General features: G+C 69.4%; 22 protein-coding genes. 13 read left to right on the top strand and 9 right to left on the bottom strand.

What is annotated here, in order from left to right; genetic code table 11:
- Positions 1-91: 91 nt before the first annotated feature.
- On the bottom strand, positions 92-1,678 hold the full coding sequence (locus HR086_RS05145) for a bifunctional 3-(3-hydroxy-phenyl)propionate/3-hydroxycinnamic acid hydroxylase (RefSeq protein ID WP_174458154.1): 1,587 nt from the start codon (positions 1,676-1,678) through the stop codon (positions 92-94).
- A gap of 249 nt (positions 1,679-1,927) precedes the next feature.
- Here HR086_RS05145 and HR086_RS05150 point away from each other — a divergent pair, with 249 nt between their 5' ends.
- Positions 1,928-4,000: a BTAD domain-containing putative transcriptional regulator gene (locus HR086_RS05150; protein ID WP_174458153.1), complete on the top strand. Its 2,073-nt coding sequence runs from the start codon at positions 1,928-1,930 to the stop codon at positions 3,998-4,000.
- A gap of 14 nt (positions 4,001-4,014) precedes the next feature.
- Here the strand turns inward: HR086_RS05150 and HR086_RS05155 are convergent, their stop codons facing one another.
- Positions 4,015-4,950 (bottom strand): LysR substrate-binding domain-containing protein, encoded by a 936-nt coding sequence (locus HR086_RS05155; protein ID WP_174458152.1) that lies wholly within the window; start codon positions 4,948-4,950, stop codon positions 4,015-4,017.
- A gap of 102 nt (positions 4,951-5,052) precedes the next feature.
- Between HR086_RS05155 and HR086_RS05160 the strand changes: the two genes are divergently transcribed.
- Positions 5,053-6,099, top strand: a complete 1,047-nt coding sequence (locus HR086_RS05160; protein ID WP_174458151.1) for an NAD(P)-dependent alcohol dehydrogenase — start codon at positions 5,053-5,055, stop codon at positions 6,097-6,099.
- A gap of 141 nt (positions 6,100-6,240) precedes the next feature.
- Positions 6,241-6,531, top strand: coding sequence for a FruA-associating protein, FapA (locus tag HR086_RS05165; protein WP_174458150.1), 291 nt, complete (start codon positions 6,241-6,243; stop codon positions 6,529-6,531).
- A 53-nt stretch (positions 6,532-6,584) separates the two neighbouring features.
- Here the strand turns inward: HR086_RS05165 and HR086_RS05170 are convergent, their stop codons facing one another.
- Complete coding sequence (locus tag HR086_RS05170; RefSeq protein WP_174465025.1) at positions 6,585-7,811, bottom strand: acyltransferase; 1,227 nt, start codon at positions 7,809-7,811, stop codon at positions 6,585-6,587.
- Positions 7,812-7,959: 148 nt separating this feature from the next.
- On the opposite strand from HR086_RS05170, the gene HR086_RS05175 reads away from it, so the two are divergent.
- Together HR086_RS05175 and HR086_RS05180 are read left to right on the top strand one after the other, a co-directional pair.
- Positions 7,960-8,577 (top strand): RNA polymerase sigma factor, encoded by a 618-nt coding sequence (locus tag HR086_RS05175; protein WP_174458148.1) that lies wholly within the window; start codon positions 7,960-7,962, stop codon positions 8,575-8,577.
- Positions 8,574-9,065, top strand: coding sequence for an anti-sigma factor (locus HR086_RS05180; RefSeq protein WP_174465026.1), 492 nt, complete (start codon positions 8,574-8,576; stop codon positions 9,063-9,065). The genes HR086_RS05175 and HR086_RS05180 overlap by 4 nt, the downstream gene beginning before the upstream one ends.
- A gap of 10 nt (positions 9,066-9,075) precedes the next feature.
- On the opposite strand, the gene HR086_RS05185 is transcribed toward HR086_RS05180, so the two are convergent.
- A complete protein-coding gene (locus HR086_RS05185; protein ID WP_174465027.1) occupies positions 9,076-10,854 on the bottom strand; it encodes a S8 family serine peptidase in 1,779 nt (592 codons plus the stop codon).
- A gap of 228 nt (positions 10,855-11,082) precedes the next feature.
- The gene (gene glpD, locus HR086_RS05190) at positions 11,083-12,780 is read right to left on the bottom strand and encodes a glycerol-3-phosphate dehydrogenase (protein ID WP_141642771.1); all 1,698 of its coding nucleotides are present in this window, start codon (positions 12,778-12,780) and stop codon (positions 11,083-11,085) included.
- 1,276 nt (positions 12,781-14,056) lie between these two features.
- Between glpD and HR086_RS05195 the strand changes: the two genes are divergently transcribed.
- The 3 genes from HR086_RS05195 to HR086_RS05205 are packed head-to-tail and all read left to right on the top strand — an operon-like array spanning position 14,057 to position 17,972.
- Entirely contained in the window at positions 14,057-16,372 is a 2,316-nt protein-coding gene (locus HR086_RS05195; RefSeq protein ID WP_217441688.1) for a TonB-dependent receptor domain-containing protein, read from the top strand.
- Positions 16,369-17,136 carry a hypothetical protein gene (locus tag HR086_RS05200; protein ID WP_174458144.1) on the top strand — a complete coding sequence of 256 codons (768 nt, stop codon included), beginning with the start codon at positions 16,369-16,371 and terminating at the stop codon, positions 17,134-17,136. The genes HR086_RS05195 and HR086_RS05200 overlap by 4 nt, the downstream gene beginning before the upstream one ends.
- Positions 17,133-17,972: a hypothetical protein gene (locus HR086_RS05205; protein ID WP_141642768.1), complete on the top strand. Its 840-nt coding sequence runs from the start codon at positions 17,133-17,135 to the stop codon at positions 17,970-17,972. Before HR086_RS05200 ends, HR086_RS05205 begins: the two co-directional genes overlap by 4 nt.
- A gap of 82 nt (positions 17,973-18,054) precedes the next feature.
- Here HR086_RS05205 and HR086_RS05210 read toward each other — a convergent pair whose 3' ends face one another.
- Entirely contained in the window at positions 18,055-18,267 is a 213-nt protein-coding gene (locus tag HR086_RS05210) for a hypothetical protein (protein ID WP_174458143.1), read from the bottom strand.
- 215 nt (positions 18,268-18,482) lie between these two features.
- On the opposite strand from HR086_RS05210, the gene HR086_RS05215 reads away from it, so the two are divergent.
- Positions 18,483-18,905, top strand: a complete 423-nt coding sequence (locus HR086_RS05215) for a hypothetical protein (protein ID WP_141642766.1) — start codon at positions 18,483-18,485, stop codon at positions 18,903-18,905.
- 24 nt (positions 18,906-18,929) lie between these two features.
- Here HR086_RS05215 and HR086_RS05220 read toward each other — a convergent pair whose 3' ends face one another.
- Positions 18,930-20,801, bottom strand: a complete 1,872-nt coding sequence (locus HR086_RS05220; RefSeq protein ID WP_174465028.1) for an ATP-binding protein — start codon at positions 20,799-20,801, stop codon at positions 18,930-18,932.
- 337 nt (positions 20,802-21,138) lie between these two features.
- On the opposite strand from HR086_RS05220, the gene HR086_RS05225 reads away from it, so the two are divergent.
- Together HR086_RS05225 and HR086_RS05230 are read left to right on the top strand one after the other, a co-directional pair.
- Positions 21,139-21,483 (top strand): DUF2007 domain-containing protein, encoded by a 345-nt coding sequence (locus tag HR086_RS05225; RefSeq protein WP_141642764.1) that lies wholly within the window; start codon positions 21,139-21,141, stop codon positions 21,481-21,483.
- Positions 21,484-21,512: 29 nt separating this feature from the next.
- The gene (locus tag HR086_RS05230; protein WP_371823446.1) at positions 21,513-22,517 is read left to right on the top strand and encodes a hypothetical protein; all 1,005 of its coding nucleotides are present in this window, start codon (positions 21,513-21,515) and stop codon (positions 22,515-22,517) included.
- Positions 22,518-22,536: 19 nt separating this feature from the next.
- Here the strand turns inward: HR086_RS05230 and HR086_RS05235 are convergent, their stop codons facing one another.
- Entirely contained in the window at positions 22,537-22,836 is a 300-nt protein-coding gene (locus HR086_RS05235; protein ID WP_141642763.1) for a hypothetical protein, read from the bottom strand.
- A 64-nt stretch (positions 22,837-22,900) separates the two neighbouring features.
- On the opposite strand from HR086_RS05235, the gene HR086_RS05240 reads away from it, so the two are divergent.
- On the top strand, positions 22,901-23,101 hold the full coding sequence (locus tag HR086_RS05240) for a SlyX family protein (RefSeq protein WP_174458140.1): 201 nt from the start codon (positions 22,901-22,903) through the stop codon (positions 23,099-23,101).
- Between the two features lie 4 nt (positions 23,102-23,105).
- Here the strand turns inward: HR086_RS05240 and HR086_RS05245 are convergent, their stop codons facing one another.
- On the bottom strand, positions 23,106-23,552 hold the full coding sequence (locus HR086_RS05245; protein WP_141642761.1) for a hypothetical protein: 447 nt from the start codon (positions 23,550-23,552) through the stop codon (positions 23,106-23,108).
- A 478-nt stretch (positions 23,553-24,030) separates the two neighbouring features.
- Between HR086_RS05245 and HR086_RS05250 the strand changes: the two genes are divergently transcribed.
- Positions 24,031-25,002: a quinone oxidoreductase gene (locus tag HR086_RS05250; RefSeq protein WP_174460475.1), complete on the top strand. Its 972-nt coding sequence runs from the start codon at positions 24,031-24,033 to the stop codon at positions 25,000-25,002.
- Positions 25,003-25,060: the final 58 nt, after the last annotated feature.

Below are 25,060 nucleotides of genomic sequence, written 5' to 3' on the forward strand. Positions count from 1 at the left end.
CTGCGACGCGCGTCGCGCCACACCGCGCCCCCGTGGGACGGGGGGCCCGCGCACCCCTCGGATATCCACGAGGCGCGCGGGCGAGGGTCCGTCACACCCCCAGCGCGTCGCGCAGCTCCGGCAGGCGCTCCGCCTTCACCGCGCCGAAGACGAAGCGGTCCGGCCGCAGCACCACCACGTCCGAGTCATGGCGCGAGAACCAGTCGCCCAGCTTCCCGGTGATGTCCTCCACCGCGGGGACCTCGCTCCCGTCCGCGCCCGACGACTGGACGGCGAGCAGCCGCGCACCCAGGGCCTCCGCCAGCCCGCGCGCCGCCGCCACCTGCGCGGAGGGAGCGTTGGCCCGGCACAACACCGCGAAGTCGTTGCCGATGGCGTCGTCCAGCAGCACCTCCTTGCCGGACTGCAACCGCACCTTGGGCTGGATGAAGTACGTGCCCTCCGCAGACTCCGGGGCGTGCCCTCCGCCCAGGTAGTAGCCGCGCTCGTGCATCGGCGGCTGCTTGAACTCGAAGCCCTGGATGAAGCGGCGCACCCGGGGGATGCGCTGCAGCGCGCGCATCACCATGTCGCGCGCACCCGCCACCCAGCGGTTGCGAGCGAGGAAGAGATGGCCCACTCGCACGCACAGCTTCTGCACCGCCTCCACGTGCGGGCGACGCTCCTCCTCGTAGGTGTCCAGGAGCGACGCCGGCGCCAGGCCCCGGACGACGCGCTGAATCTTCCACGCGAGGTTGGACGCGTCGCGCATGCCGGACACCAGCCCCTGACCCATGAAGGGCGGCATGGTGTGCGCCGCGTCACCCAGCAGGAAGACGTTGCCGTCCCGCCAGCGCGCCGCGTTGAGGCAGTGGAACGTGTAGACCTGCGCGCGCTCCACGTGGACACGCTCGGGGTCGATGTAGGGCGCCAGGAGCTTCTTGATGGTCTCCGGCCGCTCCATCTCCTCGCGCGTCTCGCCCGGCATCAGCATGAACTCCCACCGGAACTGGCCCACCGCGCCCGTCGCGACGAAGGCGGGGCGCTTGGGGTCGCACACGAAGCGGCACAGCTCCGGCGCGTCACCCTCCACCGAGCCGGACACCGCCAGCCAGGGCTCCCCGTAGGCCCGCCCCGACATCTTGATGCCCAGCGCCTTGCGCACGCCGCTGCGCGCGCCGTCGCACGCCAGCAAGTAACGCCCGCGCACCGTGCGCGTCTCGCCCGTCTGCAAGAGCTGGTAGCGCACCGTCACGCCCGCCGCGTCCTGCTCCAGACTCTCCACGCTCGCGCCCACCTGGAGCTTCACGTGGGGGAAGCGCCCCATGCCCTCGCGCAGCACCCCCTCCACCTTCGGCTGGTGGAAGAACCACAGCGGCGAGTAGCCGAAGCCGAAATCCGCCGAGCCGGTGTGCACCTCCGCGAAGCGCTTGCCCGTCTCACCCACGTATTCGGCGAACCGGTTCTCCCGCATGTCCTTCTGCAGCTCGGCGCCCAGGCCCGTGGACTGGTAGATGCGCAACGCCTCGTCATCGCAGGAGAAGGCGCGCGGCTGTCCATGCGGCGCCAGGTCCTGCTCCAGCACCAGCGTCCGCACGCCCAGGGAGCCCAGCAGATTGCATGTCAGGGCTCCCACGGGACCGCAGCCGCTGATGATGACATCAACCTCCATGTCGGCCTGCTGCTTGTCACAAACCATGAGAGCCCCCGGTCCATTCAGTCTGGAGCAATCAATAACGAATGAGGTGTGACCAGGGTGTGACCGCACGAAAGGTTTCGCAACGTCGTCCGTTCGTGACGGCGAGCTGCCGTGTCCTGGAAATTCGAGAGGGAAAGCAGGCGGTACCTCGGACCCTGCCTGGGGTCATCCCTACCCGTGAGGGAGCATCGGGTGCGACGTGTTACGTTACGCGAAACGCGCTCTCTCATTCTTGGAACTCCGGAGGCCATGGCAGGCGACGACGCGGTGAAGACGCAAGTCTTTCATCTGGAGCTGCTCGGCGAAGCACGCCTGCGGCACGACGGCGCACACCTGCCCCTGGAGCGCCGCACCGCCGCGGTGCTGGCGTGGTTGGCATTGGAAGGCCCGCACCCGAAGTACCGTCTCGCGGGCCTGCTGTGGGCCGAGTCCAGCGAAGTCACCGCCCGAAACAACATGCGACAGCTCTTGCGCCGGCTGCGTCTGTCCACGGGCGCGGAGCTGGTGCAGGGCGGGGATGTCCTGTCGCTGGTGGAAGGCATCACCATTGACGCCTCTCAACTCCAGGCCCATGCCCTGGCCGGGCGCCACGCGCGTGTGCTGGAGCAGGAGGGCGTGCTGCTGGCCGCGCTGGAGTTCGACGACTGCCCGGAGTTCCAGGCGTGGCTGGAGAGCGCGCGGGAGCGGCTGGACAAGCTGCGCCGGCGGGCCGCGTCCGCGGAGTCGGAGGCCCGCGAGCGCGCGGGGGACCTGTCCGGCGCGCTCGTGCTGGCGGAGAAGCTGCTGGGCATGGACCCGTATTCGGAGGAGGCGTGGCGCAGGCTGATGCGGCTGCACTACGTGTCCGGAGACCGGATGGCCGCGCTCAACGCCTTCGAGCGCTGTCGTCGCCTGCTGCGCGAGGAGCTGGACACGCAGCCCCTGCCGCAGACGGTGGCGCTGGCGCGGGAAATCGAGCGGGGCCCCACCGCGTCCCACGCCCCGCGCGCGCTGGCGGCGAAGCTGCCCCTGTCCGTGCTGCGTCCGCCCGTGCTGGTGGGGCGCGAGCGGGAGTGGGCGCGGATGGAGGAGGCCTGGGCGGCGGGGCTGACCATCTTCCTCAGCGGCGAGCCCGGGGTGGGAAAGACGCGGCTGGCGCATGACTTCGCCGCCTCGCGAGGCAACCACCTCATCCTGGAGTCGCGCCCCGGAGAGATGCACGTGGCCTACTCCACGCACGTGCGGCTGTTGCGACAGATTCTGGCCCGGCGTCCGGACCCCAAGCTGGAGCCGTGGGTGCGCCGCGAGCTGGCGCGGCTGATGCCAGACCTGGCCGGCCCGGAGGGACTGCCTTCGCCCATGGTGGACGAGGCGGACCGCAGCCGCTTCCTGGAAGCCAACTGTCAGGTTGTCTACCAATTGTGCGCCGGGCTGGACGCCATCGTCGCGGATGACTTGCAGTACATGGACGCGGCCACCGCGGAGTTCGCCCTGCTCATGCTGTCGCGTCGCCACGACACGCAGCCGGGGGGCGCCTTCCCCCACTTCGTGGACACCTTCCGCAAGGGCGAGCTGTCCCCGGTGGCCGTCGCCTGCATCCAGCAACTGGTGGAGGCGGGGCTCGCCATCGTCATCGAGCTGGAGCCACTGCAGACGGACGCGGTGGGCTCGCTGCTGGGGAGCCTGGAGCTGGCGGGCGCGGAGAGCCTGACGGACAACGTGATGCGCTACACGGGCGGCAATCCCCTGTTCATCATGGAGGCGCTGCGCCACCTGCTGGAGTCGGGCGGGCTGGAGCGGGGCTGGCCCGAACACATCCACCCCTCCGGCCGGGGCCGGGACTTGATTCAACAGCGATTGGAGCGGCTGTCCCCCCAGGCGCTTCAAGTCGCCCGGCTGGCGGCGCTCGCGAAGACGTCCTTCGAGCTGGAGCTGGCCGTCGAAGTCCTGGAGATGACGCCGCTGACGCTCGCCGCGCACGTCTCCGAGCTGGAGGCGGCGCACATCCTGCGCGGAGAGCGCTTCACCCATGACCTGCTCTTCGAGGTGGTGCGGGAGACGATTCCCCCGTCGCTGATTCCCCTGCTCCATCGCAGGCTGGCCAGCGCGCTGGAGCAGCGCAAGGCCGCCCCCGTCGTCGTCGCGCAGCACTGGCTGGAGGGCAAGGAGCCGGAGCGCGCCGCGCCCTACCTCGTCGCCGCCGCCAACGCGGAGGCCTCCGCCTTCCGACACATGGAGGCCGCGCTGCTGTACTTCCGCGCCGCCACCGCGCTGGAGGAAGCCGGCGCCTTCGAGGAAGCCGCCCGTGTCAGGGCCCGCGCCCGGGGCATCCCCAGCGCCTGAGCTCCCCCGCCGGGCTAGCGGGTGCGCGAGGGACGCGACTCGGAAGCCCGCGGCTCCGAGGTCACCTCGCGCGCCACGTCCACGAAGGCGCGGAACGCGGGGGACACGTGGGAGCGGCTGGGGAAGTAGAGGAAGAAGCCATCCACGTGGGCCGCATAGGACTCCAGCGCGATGCGCAGCACGCCCCGCTTCACCCGGTCCGCAATTTCCGGCTCGAAGGCATACATCAAGCCCACCCCCGACTCGGCCAGCTCCATCAACGCGTGGTGGTTCGAGGTGACCAGCGGCCCCCGCACGGGGACGCGCCAGCTCCGCGCGCCGCGCTCCAGCTCCCATTGATAGAGCGCCCCGGTGGTGCCGGAGCGGATGCAAAGACAGTCATGCGTCAGCAGGTCGCGCGGCTTCTCTGGGACACCGCGGCGCTTGAAGTATGCGGGCGAGCCCACCACCACGAAGCGGAAGCCCTCCGACAGGCGCACCTGCACCATGTCCCGCTCCAGGGACTCGGAGAAGCGGATGCCGCCGTCCAGGCCCTCTGAGACGATGTCCACCATGGAGTCCTCGACGCGCAGCTCCACCTCCACGCGGGGATGGCGGGCCAGGAAGCGCGTCAGCACCGGCGCGACGACGTGGCTCACGGACACGGTCGGCACGGTGAGCTTCACCAGCCCCGTCACCTCGCCGGGCTGGGCCGCCGCCACCTTCAGCGCCGCCAGCGCCTGGTCCACCGACGGACCCGCGCTCTCCATCAGCCGACGCCCCGACTCGGTGAGCGCCACGCTGCGGGTGGTGCGAGTCAGCAACGCCACGCCCAGTCGCGCCTCGAGCTGGCGGACGGACTGGCTCAACGAGGAGGAGGAAACGCCCAGGTCCGCCGCCGCCGCCGCGAAGCTGCGCCTGCGGGCCACGGCGAGGAATGCGTTCAGCGCGTTCAGCGGGGTGAAGGCCATTGCGAAGTTTTTCTACATGACGTGTCCTGATTCCACTGGTTTCGCGAATGGGGCCCCCCGCGCATATTCCATGCGTTCGCTCACCCCCATCAAGGACCTCCCATGATTCCCGTTCTCGGATACGCCGCCCAGGACGCCAAGTCCCCGCTGGCCCCCTTCAACTTCGAGCGCCGCGAGCCCGGCCCCGACGACGTCCAGTTCGACGTCCAGTACTGCGGCATCTGCCACTCCGACCTCCACCAGGCCCGCGACGAGTGGGGCGGCTCCATCTTCCCCATGGTCCCCGGCCACGAAATCATCGGCCGCGTCACGCGCGTCGGCGCCAACGTGAAGAAGTTCAAGGTCGGCGACTCTGTCGGCGTCGGCTGCATGGTCGACACCTGCCGCACCTGCCATGCCTGCAAGCAGGGCCTCCAGCAGTACTGCGAGCGCGGGCCGACCTACACGTACAACTCGCGGGAGCGCGAAAGCCAGCAGCCCACCCAGGGCGGCTATTCCAGCGCGCTCGTCGTCGACCAGGCCTACGTCCTGCGCGTCCCGGAGAACCTGGACCCGGCCGCCGCCGCGCCGCTCCTGTGCGCGGGCATCACCACCTGGTCTCCGTTGAAGCACTGGAACGTGAAGGCCGGTCAGCGCGTGGGCGTCGTCGGCCTGGGCGGACTGGGACACATGGGCGTGAAGTTCGCTCGGGCCTTCGGCGCGCACGTCATCGTCTTCAGCCACACCGACAAGAAGAAGCAGGACGCGCTGCGCCTGGGCGCCCATGAAGTCGTCGTCTCCTCCAACGAGGCGGAGATGAAGGCGCGCGAGGGCACGCTCGACTTCGTGCTCGACACCGTCTCCGCGCCCCACGACATCAACGCGTACCTGCGCCTCTTGCGCATCGACGGCAGCCTCGTCCTCGTCGGCGTCCCGGAGAAGCCGCTGCCCGTCCAGCCCTTCGCCCTCATCGGCCAGCGTCGCAACTTCTCCGGCTCCAGCATCGGCGGCATCCAGGAAACCCAGGACATGCTCGACTTCTGCGGTGAGCACGGCGTCGTCTCCGACGTGGAGGTGATTCCCATCCAGCAGGTGAATGACGCCTACACCCGGCTTCTCAAGGGTGACGTGAAATACCGGTTTGTCATCGACATGAAGAGCCTGAAGTAAAGCCTGACGCGGCGCACAGAATTCGCACCGTCCGGAAGTTTCCGCTCTGGATGGCTTCTGGGCGCCATGTGCTCGCTACAAGACAGACACCTGCCCGAGCGGACAGGTGCCTGCTCGGCGCTCGGTTCACATTCTCAAACCATGACTACGACACTTGAGCATGCCGGTTACAACAAGATGACGGTGCTGTATCCCGAAGAGCATGAGCTGCTGACGCCTGGTCAGTCGCTGAAGGACCCCCACGCGGCGGCCAAGCTGCGACTCCAGGCGAGCCTCTGGCTCAGCCGTGCGCAGCGCGAGCTGCATGACGCCATCTTCCTGCGAGACGGCTCCGACGAGAGCATGGACCGCTATTGCGGCGCCCGCGCGGAACTGGACTCCGCCGAGGCGTGGGCCCTGCTCGTCGCCAAGGCGCTCATCCAGCCGGACTGACGGCGCGCACGACGGCGCGCGGGACGCAATGACTCCCGCGCGCGACTTCCGCGTCAGCTCGCGGCGCCCGGAGTGCTGCTCGGGGCAGGAGTCGGGGCCGGAGCCGGACGCTCGCTGTACGGGAAGTAGTCCTTGAGCTTGAGGAAGTGCTTCTCGAAGAGGTTCCAGCTCACCAGGGCGATGCCCAACGAGAGCGACGCGGCCACGACGTAGAAGAGCAGCTGCATGGGGAAGTCGGAGCCTCCCACTTCCTTCAGCGGCGTCTTCAACACGGTGCGCCGGAGGATGGCATCCAGCGGCGAGTGCACCAGATAGATGGCATAGCTGTACTTGCCGTACATCAGGAGCACGCGGTTGGAGAAGAAGCGGTGCAGGAGCGTGCCCGGCTTCGCGGACACCACGCGGTACACCAGCACCGTGTAGAGGATGCCCACCGCCGTGTAGCCGCCAGTGCGCAGCACCGTCTTGAAGGCCGGGCCCACCGGCAACACAATCACCGCCGCGACAATGGGCAATGCCAACCATGGCGCCCAGCGCATCCACGGGAAGGCGGACAGCCCCTTGCCCTCCGGCTGTCGCAGCGCCAGCGACAACAGCGCCCCCAGCGCGAGCGAGTCCACGCGGCAGAACGTCACCACGTAGGTGCTCTCCTCGCTGGCGCCGTACAGCGTGAGGCCCACGCGCACCGCCACCGCCATGGCGATGGTGCCAAGACACAGGCGGATGGCGCCCTTGTAGGAGACGGCGGCGATGAGGAAGGGCCAGACGATGTAGAACTGCTCTTCAATCGCCAGCGACCACACCACCCCGAGGATGGGGTGCGTGGTGTCGATGAAGAGTTGGTAGAAGTTGGAGAAGTAGAGCAGGTACCAGACGGCGCCGTCCGTGGTGATGCGCTCGTCCAGGTTCAGCCGCCCCGCCAGCGACGGCAGGACGAGGAACGAGACGGCCAGCGCCGCGTAATACAGCGGGAAGATGCGCAGCACGCGGCGCGCATAGAAGTTGCGGAAGTAATACGTCTGCCCCTTCGCCTCCCACAGGATGCCGGTGATGAGGAAGCCGGAGAGGACGAAGAACAGGTCCACGCCCGTCCACCCCGCACCGGCCAGCCACCAGGTGGCACGCCCCGCGACGCTCTGGTCGCTCAAGTGCGTGGTGTGGAAGAAGACGACCAGCAGGACCGCGAGGCCCCGCACACCGTCGAGCACGGGCAGATGCCCATGCAGACGCGGAGCGTGCGCCGCCGGAGCCGCGTCCGGGCGGGCGTAATCGGAAGACATGGGATTCTCATACCAACAACGCCAGTTCCCCAACAAGGTTGGCTCCCGGCCCTCGGGAGAAGACCAGGCGGGCACGCGTGACACCCTCGCGAATCCAGATTCGACAGGGCCGCTGAAACTCCCGGGCGACTCGTGACACGGTGGAGCCGTGGCTCTTCTCTCCGCGGTGAAGATGGTCCTGGTGGGTGCGCCTCCATCCGACACGGATGGGGAGCGAGGCCTGCTGCGCCGGGCGCGCACGGGAGACCCCGCTGCCTTCCGCACGATTTTCGAGCGGCACTCCCCGGGCGTCTGGCGTTTCTTGAGAGACCTCCTGCGCGACGAGTCCGCCGCGGACGAGGCCACCCAGGAGACCTTCGTGCGCGCCCATGCGCGGCTGAGCGCGCTGCGCGACGAGGACCGGGTGGGCTCGTGGCTTCTGGGCATCGCCCGGCATGTCTATCTGGAGTCCCGTCGCACCCGGGGGGTCCACGTGGACGTGGCGGACGAGGAGCACGCCCACCAGGTGGAGGCGGTGCTGCCCACGCCGTCGCCGGAGGACCTCTTGTTGGACCAGGAGCTGGCGGGGCTTTTGACGGAGGCCCTGGGGATGTTGCACGCGGAGCGGCGGGCGGCGCTGCTGCTGCGCATCGACCACGGGCTTGCCTATGAGGAGATTGCCTCGGTGATGGGCTGGTCGCTGCCGAAGGTGAAGAACGAAATCCACCGCGCGCGCCTGCGCCTGCGCGAGCAACTGGCGGCGCACGTCGGAGGAGGACGCCCATGAGCACGTGCCGCGAGAGCGAGCTGGATGCGCTGCTGGCAGGAGAGCTGGCACCGGAGGACGCCGCGCGGGTGCGCGCGCACGCGGAAGGCTGCGCGGCCTGCAAACACGCGCTGGCGTGGCAGCGACTGGAGCGAGGGTGGATGGCCCAGCGCGCGCGCCGCGAGCCCGCCCGGCCCGCGCTGAGCTTCGACGCGCTGGAGGCCCGACTCGCCCACGAGCCCCAGGCGCCCGTGCGTCACGCGCGGCGCGAGGGACAGTGGCGACACTGGGGGAAGATGGCGATGGCCGCCGCGGCGGCCGTGGCCTTCGTGGGCCTCAGCCTTCCTCGGGGCGGAACCGGCGTCGGCGGCACGACGGAGGAGCCGTGGAGCCGCGAGCTCATCGTCGCCACCGGCGTGGAGGCGTGCGAGGACGCCGCCGCCGCGCTGGAGGCTCGGGTGGGCGCGTGCCTCATCGCCTCACCCATGGTGGCCCTGCGCGGGGACTAGCCCCCGCGACTCACGGCGCGGGCGACGGGCAGCGCAGCTTCGCGAGGTCCACCGCGGCCTTGGCCTGCACCAGTCCGTAGCCGAACTTCTGGTCCTTGCCGGTGTCGCCCAAATCGTGCGCGCTCTCCTGAAGCACCGCGCGCAGTTGCACGTTGGTGAGCGCGGGGCACGCGCTCCACGCCAGCGCCGCGACGCCGGCCACGTGCGGGGTGGCCATGGACGTGCCCGACTGCCGCAGGTAGTCCAGGCCGGACACGTCCACCGTCACGTCCTGACCCGCGAGTCCCTTGAGGGTGTTGGTGGAGGCGAGCGTGACGGCCGTCGTCGGCACCCAGTACTCGGCGGGGTCGGTGAGCGTGAAGCCCCCACCACCCTCGGTGGTGTTGTTGCCGATGATGATGGCCTTGGCGCCCGCGCGGATGGCGTTGCGCGCCTTCTCCTGGAACAGGATGCCGCCGCCCCGGTCCACCAGCGCCACGAACCCGTCGCAGGTGGCGCCCTGACCGCACGAGGACACGCGCTCGCCCAGGCCGCAGTACACCATCTTCCCCGTGTAGACGCCGACGGCGGTGTACTCCAGCGGCTCGGAGGCGTAGCGCGTCCCCGCGGCCTGGACATCACCGTACGGCGCGCCGCCGACAATGGTCGCGCTCAGCACGCCCACGCCCGGCCCCACCAGCGACACGAAGTCGCCGTACTGCGAGAAGGGCGCCCAGGCGCTGTTGGAGTCCACCGCGCCCACGGCAATCACCGTATCGTAGCCAGCCGGATAGGACGTCTCGTTGGTGCCTCGGTTGCCCGTGGCCGCGATGGCCAGCACGCCCGCTTCCTGCGCCCTCTCGAAGGCGAGCTTCTCCGCGTCCGAGTCGGCAACCGACCCGAGCGACAGCGAGGCGATGTTCGCGCCCTGCGACACGCACCAGTCTATCGCGGCGATGACGTTCGCCGTGTTGCCGTCACCGTTGACGTTCAGCACACGGGCGACGAGCAGCGACACGGTGGGCGCCACGCCCGCCACGCCGTTGGGCTCCTCACCGGGGCGCACGTGCGCGCCCGCGCCGAGCTGCGCGGCGATGGTGGCCGCCGTGTGCATGCCGTGACCGCCGCCCCACTGCAGCACGCCGTCCACCTTGCCCTGGTCCAGCGGCTCATCGTCTCCGTCGAGGAAGTCCTTGCCGCCGATGTACGCGGCCGCGAGCTCCGGGTGCCGGCTGTCCCAGCCGCTGTCGATGATGCAGACCTTGATATTCGTGCCCGACGGAGCGCCGACGTCCAGCTCACCGTCGCCGTTGGCATCCCAGACCTGGGGCGCTTGCACGGCCTTCAAGCCGTCGGTGTATTCACCGGTGGAGCCGCGCGTGTTGGGGGGCAGCGCGCCCTGCCACAGCGAGGGAGAGAGGCTCGGCATTCCAAACGCGTGCACCGGGCGGTTGAGCTCCACCCTCAGCACGTCCGGATTGTTGGCGAGCGCCGCGCGCGCCTCGGGCGTCACGTTCGCGGCGATGGTGTTGATGCGGGGGAAGCGGTGGCTGACGTGGGCCCCCACGCGTCGCGCGTCCTCGGCGAAGGCGTCGGTGCTCGCCATGGCGCTGGCGGACACCCGGGGGCGGAAGGTGATGAGCACCGACTCCGAGCCGTCCTCCGCGTCGAGCGACGACTGTGAGCGCGTGGGAAGCGACATCTCCTCGGTGCCGGGACAAACGTCCTCGGTCTCCACGGGAGGACGCTCTGGCACCTTGGTGCACGCCACCGCCCCACCGAGCAACCCGAGCCAGACCCAACGCTTCATCGTCGTTCTCCTTGCGCATCCCGGCCAGCGGACAGGTACGTCATCAGCGCCGGCGTGGATGCATCGGCCGGGGTGAACGGGAGCACATCGCTTCCCAGTCCCCGGGCGCAAGTTAAGCACGCTGGCCGTCCGGCCGCTCGCGGGCCTGTCAGGCGATGGACGTCTCTCTCACGGAGTGAGACACGCGGGCGTGAACCGGCGAACGCTGGGCGAGCGACTTCGACCGACTCAGGACTCGGCGCTGTCGACACCGAAGATACGCAGCGCGTCGGAGGCATACGTGTCGAGTTGCCGCTGGGTCTCCGCGGCATCCCACCCCAGGCGAGGTGCGATGACCTCGGCCGCCACCTGGGCGGCACCACGGCCCAGGTCCCGCGTCTCGAAGCCGACCTTGAGTCGGCGGATCAGCAGGTCGGAGAGCGAGTGGACGAACTCGTGGGTGACACCCCAGACGGCCTCGGCGGCGCGGTACGGCAGGCCCTCGGCGAGCGGCCGGGCCAGCGAGGCGTCTTCGCGGGTGAGGTCCCACACCCGGCGCCAGCGACTGCCATAGGCGCGCACCAGGTGGGTGGCGGTGGCGGCGTCGCCGATGGTCTCCCGCGCGGCGGCGAGCTCCGCGTCCATGCGGGGGATGTCTCCGCCGGGCAGCGGCAGCGTCTCGGTGGGCGACTTGCGACGAGGCTGCCCGAGCTGACGCTCCACGGCGTCCACGACATCGCGAGCCATGACGCGGTAGGTGGTGAGCTTTCCGCCGCTGATGGCGAGCACGCCGGTGGGGCTCACGTCGATGTGGTGCTCGCGGCTGGCGCTGCCCGGGTCGGCCTGCGTTCCATGGTAGCCGGTGGCGGAGAGGGGGCGAATGCCGGCCCAGGCGCTGACGACATCGGCGCGGGTGAGGTGGGCTTCGGGGAAGAAGGCGTTCGCGGACTCGAGGAGGTACGCGACATCGGTCTCACTGGCGCGCACCTCGGCCGGGTGGGCGCGCGTGGACGTCTCCGTGGTGCCGATGATGGTGAAGCCGTCGGCGGGCAGCACGAACATGACGCGGCCGTCCTTGGGGGACAGCAGCGTGAGGGCATCATGGTTGCCCAGCCGCTCGCGAGGGACGGAGATGTGGACACCCTTGCTGCCGCGCACCGCGTGCACGTTGCCGCCGGAGGCATCGAGCTTGCGAATCTCATCGCTCCACGGGCCGGTGGCGTTGACGATGGCGCGAGCGCGCACCGTGAGTTCCTGGCCGGTGAGGTGGTCCACCACCACGGCGCCTCGGGCGTGGCCGTCCACGACGGTGAGGCGCTGCACGGAGGCGTGATTGAGGACGACGGCGCCGGACTCGGAGGCGCCCAGGGCGTTGGCCAGGGTGAGACGAGCGTCGTCGGTGGCGGCGTCGTAGTAGCGGGCGCCGCCCTTGAGTTCGTCGGTGCGCAGGGCGGGCTCGGCCGCGTGGAGCTGCTCGCGGTTGAGTCGCTTGTAGCCCTTCACGTTCCGGAAGAGGGAGAGGGCGTCGTAGAGCATGAGGCCCGCGTTGAGCTTCCAGCGAGGCACGCGAGCACCGGCATAGACGGGCCAGACGAAGGCGAGCGGGCGGACCAGGTGCGGTGCGAGCTTGAGCAGGCGCTGGCGCTCGATGCTGGACTCGAAGACGAGGCCCAGGTGGCCGTGCTCGAGGTAGCGCAGGCCTCCGTGGATGAGTCGGGACGAGCGACTCGAGGTGCCGCTGGCGAAGTCCTCGCGCTCGACGAGCGCCACCTTGAGGCCGCGCAGGACGGCATCGCGCGCGGTGCCGGCACCGGTGACGCCACCTCCGATGACGAGGACATCGAACTCCTCGGTGGCCAGGGACTTCAGCCGCTCGGAGCGAGGCTTCGTCGGTGGGATGACCCCTTCGGTGGACTGCTGGCGAAGCGCCGCGGATTCAGAACGCACACGCGGATTGTAATAACGGTCCGCCCCCGGTGACACGGGAATCAATGCGGCGCGTCAAGCGGGCCACAGCACCCACATCCGCGAGGGAGGAATGGTGGACAACCTCCTGGGTGGAGTGACGCGGTGGAGGCGGAAGGCTCGTCCTGGAGGGGGGCGGGGCCGAGGGAGCCCACGGACCGTGGCGCCGACCCCGCGCGGGCGCACCTGGGACCGGAGGCCCCTGCCCTCACCCACGGGTGTTGTGAGCGCATGACGACACGCCAGACATCCGGACGACGGGCCCTGTCCGTATAGCACGCCGACATGGGTATCTCACCGCGCGTCACACACCGGGACCGCCGCACCCGGACGAGGACAGTGAAACAGCGTCGTCCCGCGCGGGTCATCGACGTCGGTCCGTCGTCGCGGGAGACAGAGACACGTTCCACGGCATCGCTGATGGCGCCAGCGTCGTCATCGGCATCGCGACAACCACGGAAGCGACCTGTCGATGCCAGCGCGTGGAGTGCTCGTTCACGCGAGCAATCCTGCATGTCATTCATTGTGCTGAATGGCGGGCATCACGTCGGTAGCTGCCTTGCGTGCATGGAGGAAGCCGGGTAGGAGGCGGCCACCGTCCTCTCCACCCGCTGACCGAGCCTTGCTGAATCCCCACGACCGACGAGACCTCGCGAGCCTGGGCCTGATGGTCCTGGTGTACGGGCTTGCCGTCGCGCCGGTGTTGCATGCGGTGGTGGGTCATGCGGGAGGACTGGGAGGGGCAGCGCATGTCCACGCCCATGGCGACAAGGCCCACTCGCACGGAGCCCGAGCCGAAGCGTCGCCCCTGTCGCCGGAGAGGCCACGGGAGACCGACGGTCATCGGCGTGAGGGTCACGGTCAGGATGGACACAAGCACCTGACAGGCTCGGTGGAGCACCTGAGCGCGGTGGCGACGACGTGGGCCATGGTCCATGTACCCGCTGTGCGCTGGGTCTCGTGGGTGACCGAAGTCGCGCGTGGGCCAGCTGTCGCGCCCGGAGCGTCGCCGCGACCGACGGCGATGCCACAAGGCCCGTAGTCCGGGGTCGGCGAATCATCCCCCGAATCCTTCGAGCGTGAGCCCGGTGCTCTCGTGCACGTCGTGCGCGAGGTGAGCACGGGGTGGTTCACGTGTTCTCGCACATTGCTTCCCGTCTCCACGACGGCGGGCTGTCACGACGATGAGCCAGCGGTGTCACGCGAGGTCCGCGTGCACGAGGGCGCGGAGCGTGGCCGTCCAGCCGTGGGTGTCTCCATGTCCGTGCGTGTCCTGGCCGTATTGTCGACCCCACTCCTGGCGTTGTGCCTGCCCTGCGTCGCCATGGCGCAGGAGTCCTCCGTGCGCACGGAGGCTCCGTCCACTGTCGAGCCCCTCCGTGTGACGAACACGGAAGCCACGCGTGAGCACGAAGCCACCCGAGACGGGGGTACGGCCGACGGCAAGCAGGAGTCCGAGGCGTCGGGCAACGCCACCTCCGCGCCAACCTTCCCCGCGGATGAGCGTGAGGCGGCCCCTAGCCCCCTCACGGCATCGCAAGACGAAGCCAGCACTCCCCCCGCGAGCCAGGACAGCGCCACCGCGGGCACACCCGAATCACAGCCAGCATCAGGCACCGTGGTGCGAGGCACCAGGACCGCGCGAAGCGCGTCGGAAGTCACCCTGGGCCGGGACATCCTCGACGCGGCACCCCGCAGCAGCGCCGTCGACCTGCTGCGCGCCATCCCGGGGCTCGTGGCCTCGCAACACAGTGGCGAGGGCAAGGCCCACCAGCTCTTCCTGCGCGGCTTCGATGCGCTGCACGGACAGGACGTGGAGCTGGATGTCGCGGGCCTGCCAGTCAACGAGGTGAGCCACATCCACGCGCTGGGCTACGCGGACCTCAACTTCGTCATCCCCGAGGTCGTCCAGTCCATCGAAGTCACCGAGGGCTCCTATCGCGCGTCACAGGGTGACTTCGCGGTCGCCGGCTCGGTGCGGATGGACCTGGGAGTGAAGGAGCAGGGCGTCCACTTCGCGGGCACGTTGGGGCAGTACCGCCAGCGTCGCCTCGTGGCCACGGTGCGCCCCGGAGACGACCCGGGAACCTTCGCCGCGGTGGAGCTCGGTGAGGGCAAGGGCTACGGCACACAGCGAGGCTACGGCCGGGCATCCCTGCTCGCGCAGGCGACGGCGCGACTCGGAGACGGGCTCACGGTACGAGCGCTCGGCGGCAGCTATGTCACGCGCTTCGACTCGCCCGGAGTGGTGCGCGAGGACGACCTGCTCACGGGCAACAGCGACTTCTTCTCCGCGTCCACGCCGCGCCAGGGAGGCACGGTGTCCCGCCACCAGTTGCTGCTCGGCGTGGACCTGCCCCGAGCAGGCAAGGGCCGCACGAAGCTGGAACTCTTCGGAATCATCTCGGACCTGCGCCTGCGCAACAACTTCACCGGCTACCGGGTGGATGACCGGGGTGACGGACTGGAGCAGACGAACGACGCCACGGTGCTCGGAGCACGAGCGGAGCACCGTCGAAGCGTGACGGCGTTCGGCCGCCCCGTGACATTGGAGCTGGGCCTGGGCGCGCGGCGAGACGGCGTGGAGCAATCGCAGCGTCGCTATCGCGAGTCGGACGGCACGTTCTTCTCCGACGAAATCGACGCGCGCTTCACGCAGACGAACGTCTGGGGCTGGGCGGAGGGAAGAATGGCGCTCGGTCGCTGGGCGCTGCGCCTGGGCGGTCGCGCGGACGCGCTGGGCGTGGAGGTCTTCGACGCGCTCGCGTTCCGGGACCCGCGTTTCTATGACGGGCAGGGCTATTCACGCAGTGCCTTCGGAGTGCACCTGGGCGCGAAGGCGGGCGTGGAGTACGCGCTGTCCGACGGCGCGGATGCGTGGAGGTTGTTCGCCAGCTATGGCGACGGCTTCCGTTCTCCGCAGGCGCGCAGCCTGTCCGAAGGTGAGCGGGCCCCCTTCGTCTCCGTGCACGGCGCGGAAGTGGGAGCGAGGAAGGACGGCGAGCGCTGGGCCGCGCAGCTCAGCGTCTTCGGCTCGCAGGTGGAGAACGACTTCTTCTTCGACCACACGGTGGGCACCACCGTGTACACGGGCGAGACGCTGCGCTCGGGAGTGACGGCGTCGCTCCAGGCGCGTCCTTTGCCCGGCATCGTCGCGGCGCTCAGTGGCACCGTGGCGCACGCCTACGTGACGGCGACGGACACGCTGCTGCCCTACTTCGCGCCGCTCGTCGCCAGGGCGGATATCGGCTGGGAGCGCCCGGTGGAGTGGCTCGGTGGAGAGGGCACCCTGTTCTCCATCGGCACGGGCCTGACGTTCCTCGGTCCGCGTCCCCTGCCCTTCGACGAGCGCAGCCAGGCGGTGTTCCTCGCGGACGCGGAGATGGGGCTGCGCCGGGGAGAGCTGGGCCTGCGGCTGGAGGTGAGGAACCTCCTCGACTCGCGCTGGAGGGATGGCGAGTTCGTCTACAGCTCGCGCTTCAACCCGAGCGCACCGGCCAGCCTCGTGCCGGCCAGACATTTCACCGCGGGGTCGCCTCGGATGGCCTCGCTCACCTTGGAGGTCCATCTATGAATCGCGGACGCATGCTGAAGAGCGCGGTGGCCATGGCCGCCGCGTCATCCCTGTCGTTCGGCTGTGGCAGCGAGGCGGAGCGCCGCGCGTTTCCCGTGGAGGTGACGGCCGCGACGCTGTCACAGGAGCCCAACGAGCGAGGGTGGCGAATCGTCCTCGACTCCGCGCACGTCTCCGTGGGTCCGGTGCGCTTCTTCGAGGGCCGCGTGTTGCTGTCGAGCCGCGCCACGCCGCGCTTCGACTGGTACTCGCTCATCGGCGGGACGGCGCACGCGCATCCGGGCCACTACGTGCCGGGCGACGCGCTGGGCGAACTGCTGGAGACGCACACGGTGGACCTGCTCGGGGGTGTCAGCGTCATGGGCACGGCGAGCGCGGTGACGGGCGAGTACGGCTCGTTGGAGCTGACGCTCGCGACGCCCACGGACGCGCAGGGCGCCCTGAAGGGCCACGCGGTGCGAGTGGTCGGCACGGCGACGAACCCGGATGGAGGCCAGGTGCGTTTCGATGTGGACGCGGACCTGCCCAAGCCGGTGGCCGGAGTGCGCTTCGAGAAGTCCCTCGGGACGGAGATGGGCCGGGTGCGCATCTCCGTGGACCTGAGGAAGTGGATGGACCGCATCGACTTCGCCACCGCGACCGACCCGGACGCGGATGGCGTCTACACCTTCCCCGCCGACAGTCAGGCGCGCAACGCGCTGCTGCGGGGCGTGGAAGACACAACCGCCTACGTGGTGACGTGGGAAGAAGGAGCCGTGCAATGAAGAACTGGATGCTGGGGTTGTCGTGCCTGGGACTCGTCGCGTGCAGCGATGGCACGGGCAACGTGACGTTCACCACCTATGGCGAGGACTACATCGAGAAGGAGATTCCCGCCGCGGTGGGCGAGGAGGCGGGCTTCGTCGACGGCTGGACGGTGCGCTTCTCGAAGTTCGTCGTGGTGCTGAGCGAGGTGAAGGTGAAGACGCAGGACGACGTGGCCGCGCAGCAGACGCAGGCCCGCGTGTTCGACGTGCACAAGCCGGGACCGGTGGTGGTGGAGTCCTTCAAGGACCTGGACGCGCGCGAGTGGGACGACATCAGCTACGCGATTGCCCCGGTGGCGAGCGCCGTGGCCGGCAACGCGGACGCGCAGGACGTGGAGCGGATGAAGACGGAGGGGCTCAGCCTGCTCGTGGTGGGCACCGCGACGAAGGGCGGCGTGACGAAGCAGTTCGACTGGGGATTCAAGACGAACACGCTCTACGAGCGCTGCGAGAGCCCGGAGCTGGGCGCGGGCGTGACGGTGCCCAAGGATGGCGAGGAGACGGTGCAGCTCACCATCCACGGCGACCACCTCTTCTTCGATGACCTCCAGTCGCCGGACGCGAAGATGCGCTTCGACGCGATGGCGGCGGCGGACAGGCTGGGCATCGCGGGTCCGGACGGTGTGGTGACGCTGGAAGAGCTGGCGACGGTGGACCTCACGGAGCTGCCGGCGGAGCAGTACGGCACGGGTGGCGCGGGCAACGTGCGCAACCTGCGCGACTTCGTCACGGCCCTGGTTCGCACCGCGGGCCACTTCCGTGGCGAGGGCGAGTGCTCGCCCAAGGCACGCTGAAGCAAGGCCACCGGGACACAGTGGCCCCCGTCGTTCCATCTCCGGTTCGCTGGTCCGGCCGGAGATGGGACGACTGATGCAATCAGTGATTGTTCTTCGACGGGTCGGGGCGTCCATTGCCGCCAGGCGTGCCGCCCGGAGTCGTGGACGGGGGGCTTTTGCTGCCCCCGTGGTTCGGGTTCATCTGGTTGGAGCGGTTGTCCTGCGCGGACTTCTGCGACGGGTTGTTGGGATTCTTCGTATCGGAGCGCTGGTCATTCGCGCTCGGCGTCTTGCCACTTCCCTTGTTGCCCATGGACGAGTCCTCCGGAGTCCCGAGCAGACAGTTGCTCGAGAGGGCCGCACCGTAGAGAGGGGCTCGCGAAGGGACACTCGAACGGCGGGCTCGCCACGCTGTCATGAAGCGTACGTCCGCGCGGTGGGTCCCCGGCGTTGCGGGCCTCCGTTCGTACGTGCGGGGATGGCGATGCGCGCCTGAGTGCCTACCTCCCTCCCACGGAGGTGATGGGCGTGAGAACGATGACCTATGAGCGCAGCGGCCGGACGAACACGGCGGCCCAGGCACTGAGGGTGGAAGGACTCAAGCACCTGTGGGTCCTGGAGCAGGGAGAGGTGATATCGGAGCGAGACCTCACTCCGCACGAGGCGCGAAGCCTGGCACCTCTTCTGGAGGAGGCGACTCGGCAGCCGGCGCCCGCGGTGCTCGTTCCCCAAGCGGGAGGGCCGGATGGCCTCGCGGTGACGCTCGCCTTCGAGGACGAAGAGTCACCCCGGGTCCGCCTGGCCACGGAGCGACTGCCCGCGCACGGAGCGGGGCCGCACTACGACGCCCTGCTCGGGGAGCTGGATGCGCTGCTGACGCGGGAGCTGCACGCCAGGGCGCCGCGACACGCGCACGCGGTGCTACCGCACCAGCTTCGTCAGGAAGAGTAGCCGAGGCCCGAGCACCGCCACTTCTCACGCGGAGGCGTCGACGGTGACGGCGCTCTCCAGGGGCAGCCGGACGATGAAGGTCGAGCCGGCGTTGGGTCGGCTCTCCACGCGAATGTCGCCGTGGAGGGCCTCGACAATCTGCCGGACAATCCAGAGGCCCAGGCCGAAGCCGCTGTAGTGGCGTTGGGACACGGCGCGCTCGAAGCGGTGGAAGATGCGCGACTGGTCCTCGAGCGCGATGCCGATGCCCTGGTCCTTCACGCTCAGCCGCGCGAAGTCTCCTTCCCGGGTGACGTGGACTTCCACGGGCCGTTGCGCGCCGTACTTGAAGGCATTGGAGAGCAGGTTGGTGATGACCTGCTCCACGCGCACCCGGTCCCAGGAGCCGACCAGGGGCTCGGCCACGACGAGTCGCACCGAGCACCGCGCGCCCGCCGCATCCTCCTGGACGCGGGAGACCAGGTCCTGCGTGAGCGAGGCCAGGTCCACCGGCTCGCGATGCAGGTCGAGCCGTCCCGCGCGGATGCGGGACACATCGAGCAACGTCGCGACGAGCTGATGCAGTTGAGCCACGGAGCGCAGCGTGGCGTCGACCCGACGGTGCACGAGCGAGACGGTGCCCTCGGCATCCACGGCGGGTGCCGCGCGAAGGAGGAACTGGAGCTGGAGCTGGACGGAGGTGATGGGTGTGCGCAGCTCGTGACTGGCGATGGAGAGGAACTCGTCACGGGCCTGGACGGCTTCGCGCAGGTCCCGAGCCAGGTCCTCCGCCGCGCGCCGAGCCACCACCAGCCCCGTGACTTCCACGGCCACGGCCATGACGCCCTGAATGACGCCGCGAGCATCGCGCCACGGTTGCCAGGTGAAGTCATGGAACCGCTGCTGTCGGGAGAGCGAGGGGGTGACGTAGGGCGAGGCGGACGCCAGGGGCACTTCGCGACCGGAGAAGGGCCTCCCTTCGCGATAGACCTCATCGAGGAGGCGCAGCATGCCCGGGTCCAGCGAGGGCTGGACGTCACGCAGCGGCTTGCCGATGGCGGCGCCATCGACATCCAGCAGGGCGCGAGCCTGGGGATTCAGCAGCGCGCAGACATGGTCGGGGCCATGGAAGACGGCGATGGCGGTGGGGGCCTGGAGGAAGAGCGACTCCATGCGCTCGCGTTGAGCCTGGGCTTCGCCCAACGCGGCATGCTCGCGCGCGAGCAACTGCGAGCGTTCGAGTTCGAGCTGCCGACGCGAGGTCGCATCGCGGAACATCCACACCGCGCCGAGGTCCTCACCGTCGCGCCCCTTGAGCGGTGCGATGCACTCCTCGATGGGGAGTTCTCCGCCATCACGTCGCTTCAAGGCGCGCGGCCACTGGGACCACGACGCGGGCGTCGTCGGGTGGCGTATGGGGAACGAGCCGGATTCAGGTCGGGAGCGCAGCACCTTCGTCAGGGGGGCTCCGACAGCTTCTTCTTCTGGACACTGGAGCAGCTGCGCGGCGGCGGGATTGAGGTAGCGCACGATGCCATTCGCATCCGTGGCCAGGACCGCGTCGCCAAGGCTCCGCAGCAGGCGAGCCTCCAGCACCTCGTGCGACGGAGCGGGCGCGCGTTCAAGCGAGGAAAGGTCGATAGCGCCAGCTCCCGTGGAGCGCCGGCCCGCCAGGAGGCCAACGAGTGCCCCCACAGCGAGGAACAGGGCGATCTCCAAGGCGACGGTGGCGACAGGGCTCAGGGAGGCGCTGGAGGCCACGGCGAACGAGCCCAACAGCGTCGCCAGCCAGGCGGGGCCCGCGCCACCGACGAGCGCCGCGACGAGGACCGCTGCGATGGAGCAGAGGACACCCAGGGACGCAGGAAGAGGCCCCAGCACCCACGGCAACGCCCAGGCGGAACCCGCGCAGAGCACGGCCACCCCGTGCCGAGCCCACACGGCGCGCGCGAGGGCGGCCAATCTGAAATGGAGAGCGTGCGCACGCATCGGACGGCGTCTCGCTTCCTGGACAAAGGCTTCACACACCGGATGACAGGAGCGCAGGGAGACTCTCGAGGCGACAGCCCGTCGGCGCGGATCTTCACCTGGACTCGCGGTGAAAGGCAAACACGGGAGAAGGAGGGGCGCGTGGTCCAGGTGACATGTGACAAAGCATGAACAATAAGCAGACGAGCGGGCAGCGGTGAGTGAAGGCACGAGCAGGAGGGAGGGTGTGGTTGCCGAGCGCCTTGCGTTCTGTGAAGAGAGAGACATGACGCGTGTGCAGTTCTCCGTGCACCGCACGGTGGGAGAGGCGCGGTTGCTGGCGGGAACGCTGGAAGCCGAGGGAATGTCCGTGGAGGTGCGCGGCGAAGCCCTCGTTCCGCTGAGCGGGGAGATTCCGAGCGGGGAGACGTGGGTGGAGCTCTGGCTCCTGCCCGGCGACGTGGAGCAGGCGCGGGAAGTGGTGGCGGAGCTGAAGAAGGACGAAGAGGAAGCGTCGCGCACGGTGGAGTGCCCGGGCTGTCGGGAGGAGAACCCCGGCAACTTCGAGTTGTGCTGGAGCTGCGGGGTGGAGCTGCCCCGAGGGCTGCGGACCCGACTTCGCGCGGTGTGAGCGGCGACGCCTGCTCGGGGAGACGGGAAGTGCGAAGGACGGAAGCAGGGCAACAGGAGCCGCTGGACGCGCCTTCATCGCGCGCCGACGCGGCTGTCACCCACCCGGGGCGCCGACGAGGCCTGCGCGGCATGGTGATTGTGTGTGGAGTGGCGGTGCTGCTTCACCTCATCCCGCTCCTGTTGCCGAGGAACATGCCCGAGCAGGAGCTGGCCATCGCCCGGGTGACGCAGGGCGTGGAGGCGCGGGTGAAGCTGCTGCTTCCGCTGCGAGCGCATCCGAAGGCGACCGCCGCCGAGCTGCGGGAGGCCGCGGAGTTGCTGCTCGAAGGCGCGCCCGCCGAGGCCCGTGAGCTGGCCCAGGAGGCGGAGCGGCGGGAGCCGGCGGCCGTGGAGACACAGCTGCTCCTCGCGCGCATCTGCGACATGGAGCGGATGGAGCGCTGTGTGCGCGCCTCACTGGAGCGAGCGGTCCAGGTGGCACCTGGTGACGCGCGACCGGACATCCTTCGAGCGGAGCTGAAGGAGAAGAGTGGAGACGTGGTGGGAGCCAGCGAGGCGATGAAGGCCGCGTTTGGAAAGGCGCCCGCGGATCCGCTCATCGGCTTGCGGTATGTGCGACTGCTGCGCGCGGCCGAGCAGCCTTCAGAGGCCCTGTCCGTGCTCGCGGCGCTTCAAGGGAAGGTGCCCCGGGCGCGGTTGCTGGTGGAGCAAGGGCTGGTGCTGAGCGCGGACGGGAAGGACGCGGAGGCGGTGGCGGTGTTCCGAAAGGCGACGCAGGAAGACCCCCGGCTCTCGCTCGCGCAGTTCGAGCTGGGGCTGGCGTTGTTCCGCGTGGGGGAGCTGGATGCCGCGCAGGACGCGTTGAGGCAAGCGGACCGACTGGACCTGGGAAGCCCCAAGTCACTCGCGGCACTCTGTGCGCTTCAGCTCCAGGCGAGGCTCATTGAGGACGCGCGACTGACGCGAATGGACCTGGAGCGACGCTTCTCGGGGCGGATGGAGCTGATTCGACAGTCGTGCAGCATTCCCTGAGCCGAGACTCCGGCCGTGTTCACCGAGGCTCGATTCCTCGAATCTGGCGAAGCATCCGGGCGGAGGCCTTGACCTCCGGGTCCACGGCGCCATCGACGCGTTCGGTGCGCACAACGGCCTGGAGGTAGGCGAGCGCCTCGTCGTCGCGCTGTTGCTGGAAGAGGAACTCTCCGAGCGCGAAGCGGGCCTGTGTCAGCAGGATGAGGTCGTCCGCGGCGACGGAGGCATCGATGGCATCGCTGAGCGCGGACTCGGCCAGCTCGGGTTGTCCTCGAGCGAGGAGCTCGCGAGCCCTCTGCAGGTGTTCCTGGACGTTCATGGCGAGACGGGAGCGTGGGACGAGGGGGGACGACGAGGGCTTCTCCGGGGTAAGGGTAGGCCCCATGGACGAGAAGCGCATCGCCGAGCTGGAGATTCGCTACATGCAGCAGCAGGAGACGCTGCAGGAACTGAGCGACGTGCTCTATCAGCAGCAGCGAGTCATCGAAGCGCTGCGAGTGGAGCTGGACATGCTGAAGAAGAAGCTGGAGGCGGAGCCCGGGCTGGTGGATGCCCGGCAGCACGAGCGTCCGCCCCACTACTGAGGGGTCAGAACTTGTAGCCCAGGCGCAGACCGATGACGGGGTCGGGTTCCAGGTAGCCCACCTCGACGCCGATGCTGGCCGCCTTGCCCTGGAGGCCGAAGCCGAAGGCCGCATGGGCTCGGAGCGCGTCTCCTCGGCCCATGACGATCCAAGGGCCCACGAGCCCCTCTACGTAGACCTTGGCGCTGGTGATGTTGGCGCGAATGACGAGGTCCAGGGGGATGCCCACGTCATTGCCATCCGTGATGAGTGCCGCGCCGAAGCGGGCTCCGACGGAGATTGGTCCGGTGATTCGGCCTTCCACGCCGAGCAGGAAGCTGAAGGCCGCGCTCTGATCAATCCAATAGTCGGCTCCGAGCCCAAGGCGAACCGTGGCGGCTTCCGAGCTCATGGGCGTGACGAAGAATCCGGCCGCGAGCAGAACACCGAGCGAGGGACGAAGCAGCTTCATGCGGGAGGCTCCTCTGCGTGAAGGGGGCCACCACTCAAGCAAGCCACGTGGGGCGAGGCCAGCCACACGAGGCGTTCCCTCCTCTGTTCCGTCTCTTTTTCCGCCGCGTGCACCAACGACAGCGGAACACCGACAGCCTCAACGGACCTGAGCCGGTCCTCGCAGGAAGCACGGGCTCGTTTCGCGCAATGAGGGACTGGGGAGGGGGAAGCACGAGCCTCGTCTTGCCGCCCGAGGCGAGCACGAGCCTCGTCTCGCTGCCCGAGGCGAGCATGGGGAGGGGGAAACACGAGCCTCGTCTTGCCGCCCGAGGCGAGCCTGGGGAGAGGAAGCACGAGCCTCGTCTCCGCTGCCCGAGACGGGCCCGGGGAGACGAAGCACGAGCCTCGTCTCGCTCGAGGAGGGACTTGGGAGCGGCGAGTTCGAGCCGGCGGTGAGAGCAGCGGCATGAAACAAGGCGCGCCGTTAGAGGCTTCGCATGAAAGCCATTCGCTATCACGAGGTAGGGGGGCCGGAAGTGCTACGCCTGGACGAAGTACCGGAGCCGACTCCAGGTCCGGGCGAGGTCCGCATCCGGGTGAAGGCCGCGGGGGTGAACTTCGCGGACACGGAGCGGCGTCGCGGCCTGTATGACGCGACCTCGCCGTTGCCCAGAATCCTTGGAAGCGAAGCCGCCGGCATCGTGGACGGGGTGGGGCCAGGGGTCGATGCGAAGTGGGTCGGTCGCCGGGTGGTGGCCCTCGCGCCGCGCAGCTACGCGGAGTTCGCGACGACCGCCGAAGAGGAACTGCTCGAGCTTCCTGAGCACGTTTCGTTCGAGGAGGCCGCCGGGCTGCTGGTCCAGGGGCTCACGGCCTGGCACCTGATACACACGTCGGCGCAGCTTCAGCAGGGCCAGCGAGTGTTGATTCACGCGGCGGCGGGAGGAGTTGGACTCCTGGCCATCCAGCTCGCGAAACAAGCAGGTGCGACAGTGCTCGGAACGGTCTCGAGCGAGGAGAAGGCAAAGCTCGCGCGCGAGTCCGGAGCCGATGATGTTTTTGTCTACGGAGGGACCGCCTCAGTCGCTGAGTGGGTGCGCACCGTCACGCAAGGAGCTGGAGTGGAGGTGGTGCTGGACTCCGTGGGTGCCAGCACGTGGGCAAGCAGCCTGGAGTCGCTGGCGGCCTTCGGGCACCTGGTGGCGTACGGGAGCGCGAGCGGGCCCCCGGCGGCGGTGGAGGTGGAGACGCTGTACGCGAAGTCGCTGAAAGTCAGCGCGTACTGGCTGCGCACACCGCACCCGGCGGCGCTGCAGCGGCGAGCGCGCGAGGCGCTGGGAAGCGCGCTGGCGGGAGGGCAGCTGCGCGTGAAGCTGGGGTTGGTGGTGGGGCTGGAGGAAGCCGCGCAAGCCCACCAGCGACTGGAGTCGCGCGCGACGGTGGGCAAGGTGGTGCTGCGAGTGCCCTGAAACCGCGCGTGCCGTCAGGCCTCGGGGGTGGCCTCGGGCCGCAAGCCCGCGGGCGCCC

Source organism: Myxococcus sp. CA039A (genome assembly GCF_013336645.1).
Lineage (GTDB): Bacteria > Myxococcota > Myxococcia > Myxococcales > Myxococcaceae > Myxococcus > Myxococcus llanfairpwllgwyngyllgogerychwyrndrobwllllantysiliogogogochensis.

Coding starts and splice junctions, on each gene's coding strand:
- HR086_RS05145 (WP_174458154.1), bottom strand. CDS start 1,678: ATGGTTTGTGACAAGCAGCAGGCCGACATGGAGGTTGATGTCATCATC.
- HR086_RS05150 (WP_174458153.1), top strand. CDS start 1,928: ATGGCAGGCGACGACGCGGTGAAGACGCAAGTCTTTCATCTGGAGCTG.
- HR086_RS05155 (WP_174458152.1), bottom strand. CDS start 4,950: ATGGCCTTCACCCCGCTGAACGCGCTGAACGCATTCCTCGCCGTGGCC.
- HR086_RS05160 (WP_174458151.1), top strand. CDS start 5,053: ATGATTCCCGTTCTCGGATACGCCGCCCAGGACGCCAAGTCCCCGCTG.
- HR086_RS05165 (WP_174458150.1), top strand. CDS start 6,241: ATGACTACGACACTTGAGCATGCCGGTTACAACAAGATGACGGTGCTG.
- HR086_RS05170 (WP_174465025.1), bottom strand. CDS start 7,811: ATGTCTTCCGATTACGCCCGCCCGGACGCGGCTCCGGCGGCGCACGCT.
- HR086_RS05180 (WP_174465026.1), top strand. CDS start 8,574: ATGAGCACGTGCCGCGAGAGCGAGCTGGATGCGCTGCTGGCAGGAGAG.
- HR086_RS05185 (WP_174465027.1), bottom strand. CDS start 10,854: ATGAAGCGTTGGGTCTGGCTCGGGTTGCTCGGTGGGGCGGTGGCGTGC.
- HR086_RS05195 (WP_217441688.1), top strand. CDS start 14,057: ATGTCCGTGCGTGTCCTGGCCGTATTGTCGACCCCACTCCTGGCGTTG.
- HR086_RS05200 (WP_174458144.1), top strand. CDS start 16,369: ATGAATCGCGGACGCATGCTGAAGAGCGCGGTGGCCATGGCCGCCGCG.
- HR086_RS05205 (WP_141642768.1), top strand. CDS start 17,133: ATGAAGAACTGGATGCTGGGGTTGTCGTGCCTGGGACTCGTCGCGTGC.
- HR086_RS05210 (WP_174458143.1), bottom strand. CDS start 18,267: ATGGGCAACAAGGGAAGTGGCAAGACGCCGAGCGCGAATGACCAGCGC.
- HR086_RS05225 (WP_141642764.1), top strand. CDS start 21,139: ATGACGCGTGTGCAGTTCTCCGTGCACCGCACGGTGGGAGAGGCGCGG.
- HR086_RS05235 (WP_141642763.1), bottom strand. CDS start 22,836: ATGAACGTCCAGGAACACCTGCAGAGGGCTCGCGAGCTCCTCGCTCGA.
- HR086_RS05240 (WP_174458140.1), top strand. CDS start 22,901: ATGGACGAGAAGCGCATCGCCGAGCTGGAGATTCGCTACATGCAGCAG.
- HR086_RS05245 (WP_141642761.1), bottom strand. CDS start 23,552: ATGAAGCTGCTTCGTCCCTCGCTCGGTGTTCTGCTCGCGGCCGGATTC.
- HR086_RS05250 (WP_174460475.1), top strand. CDS start 24,031: ATGAAAGCCATTCGCTATCACGAGGTAGGGGGGCCGGAAGTGCTACGC.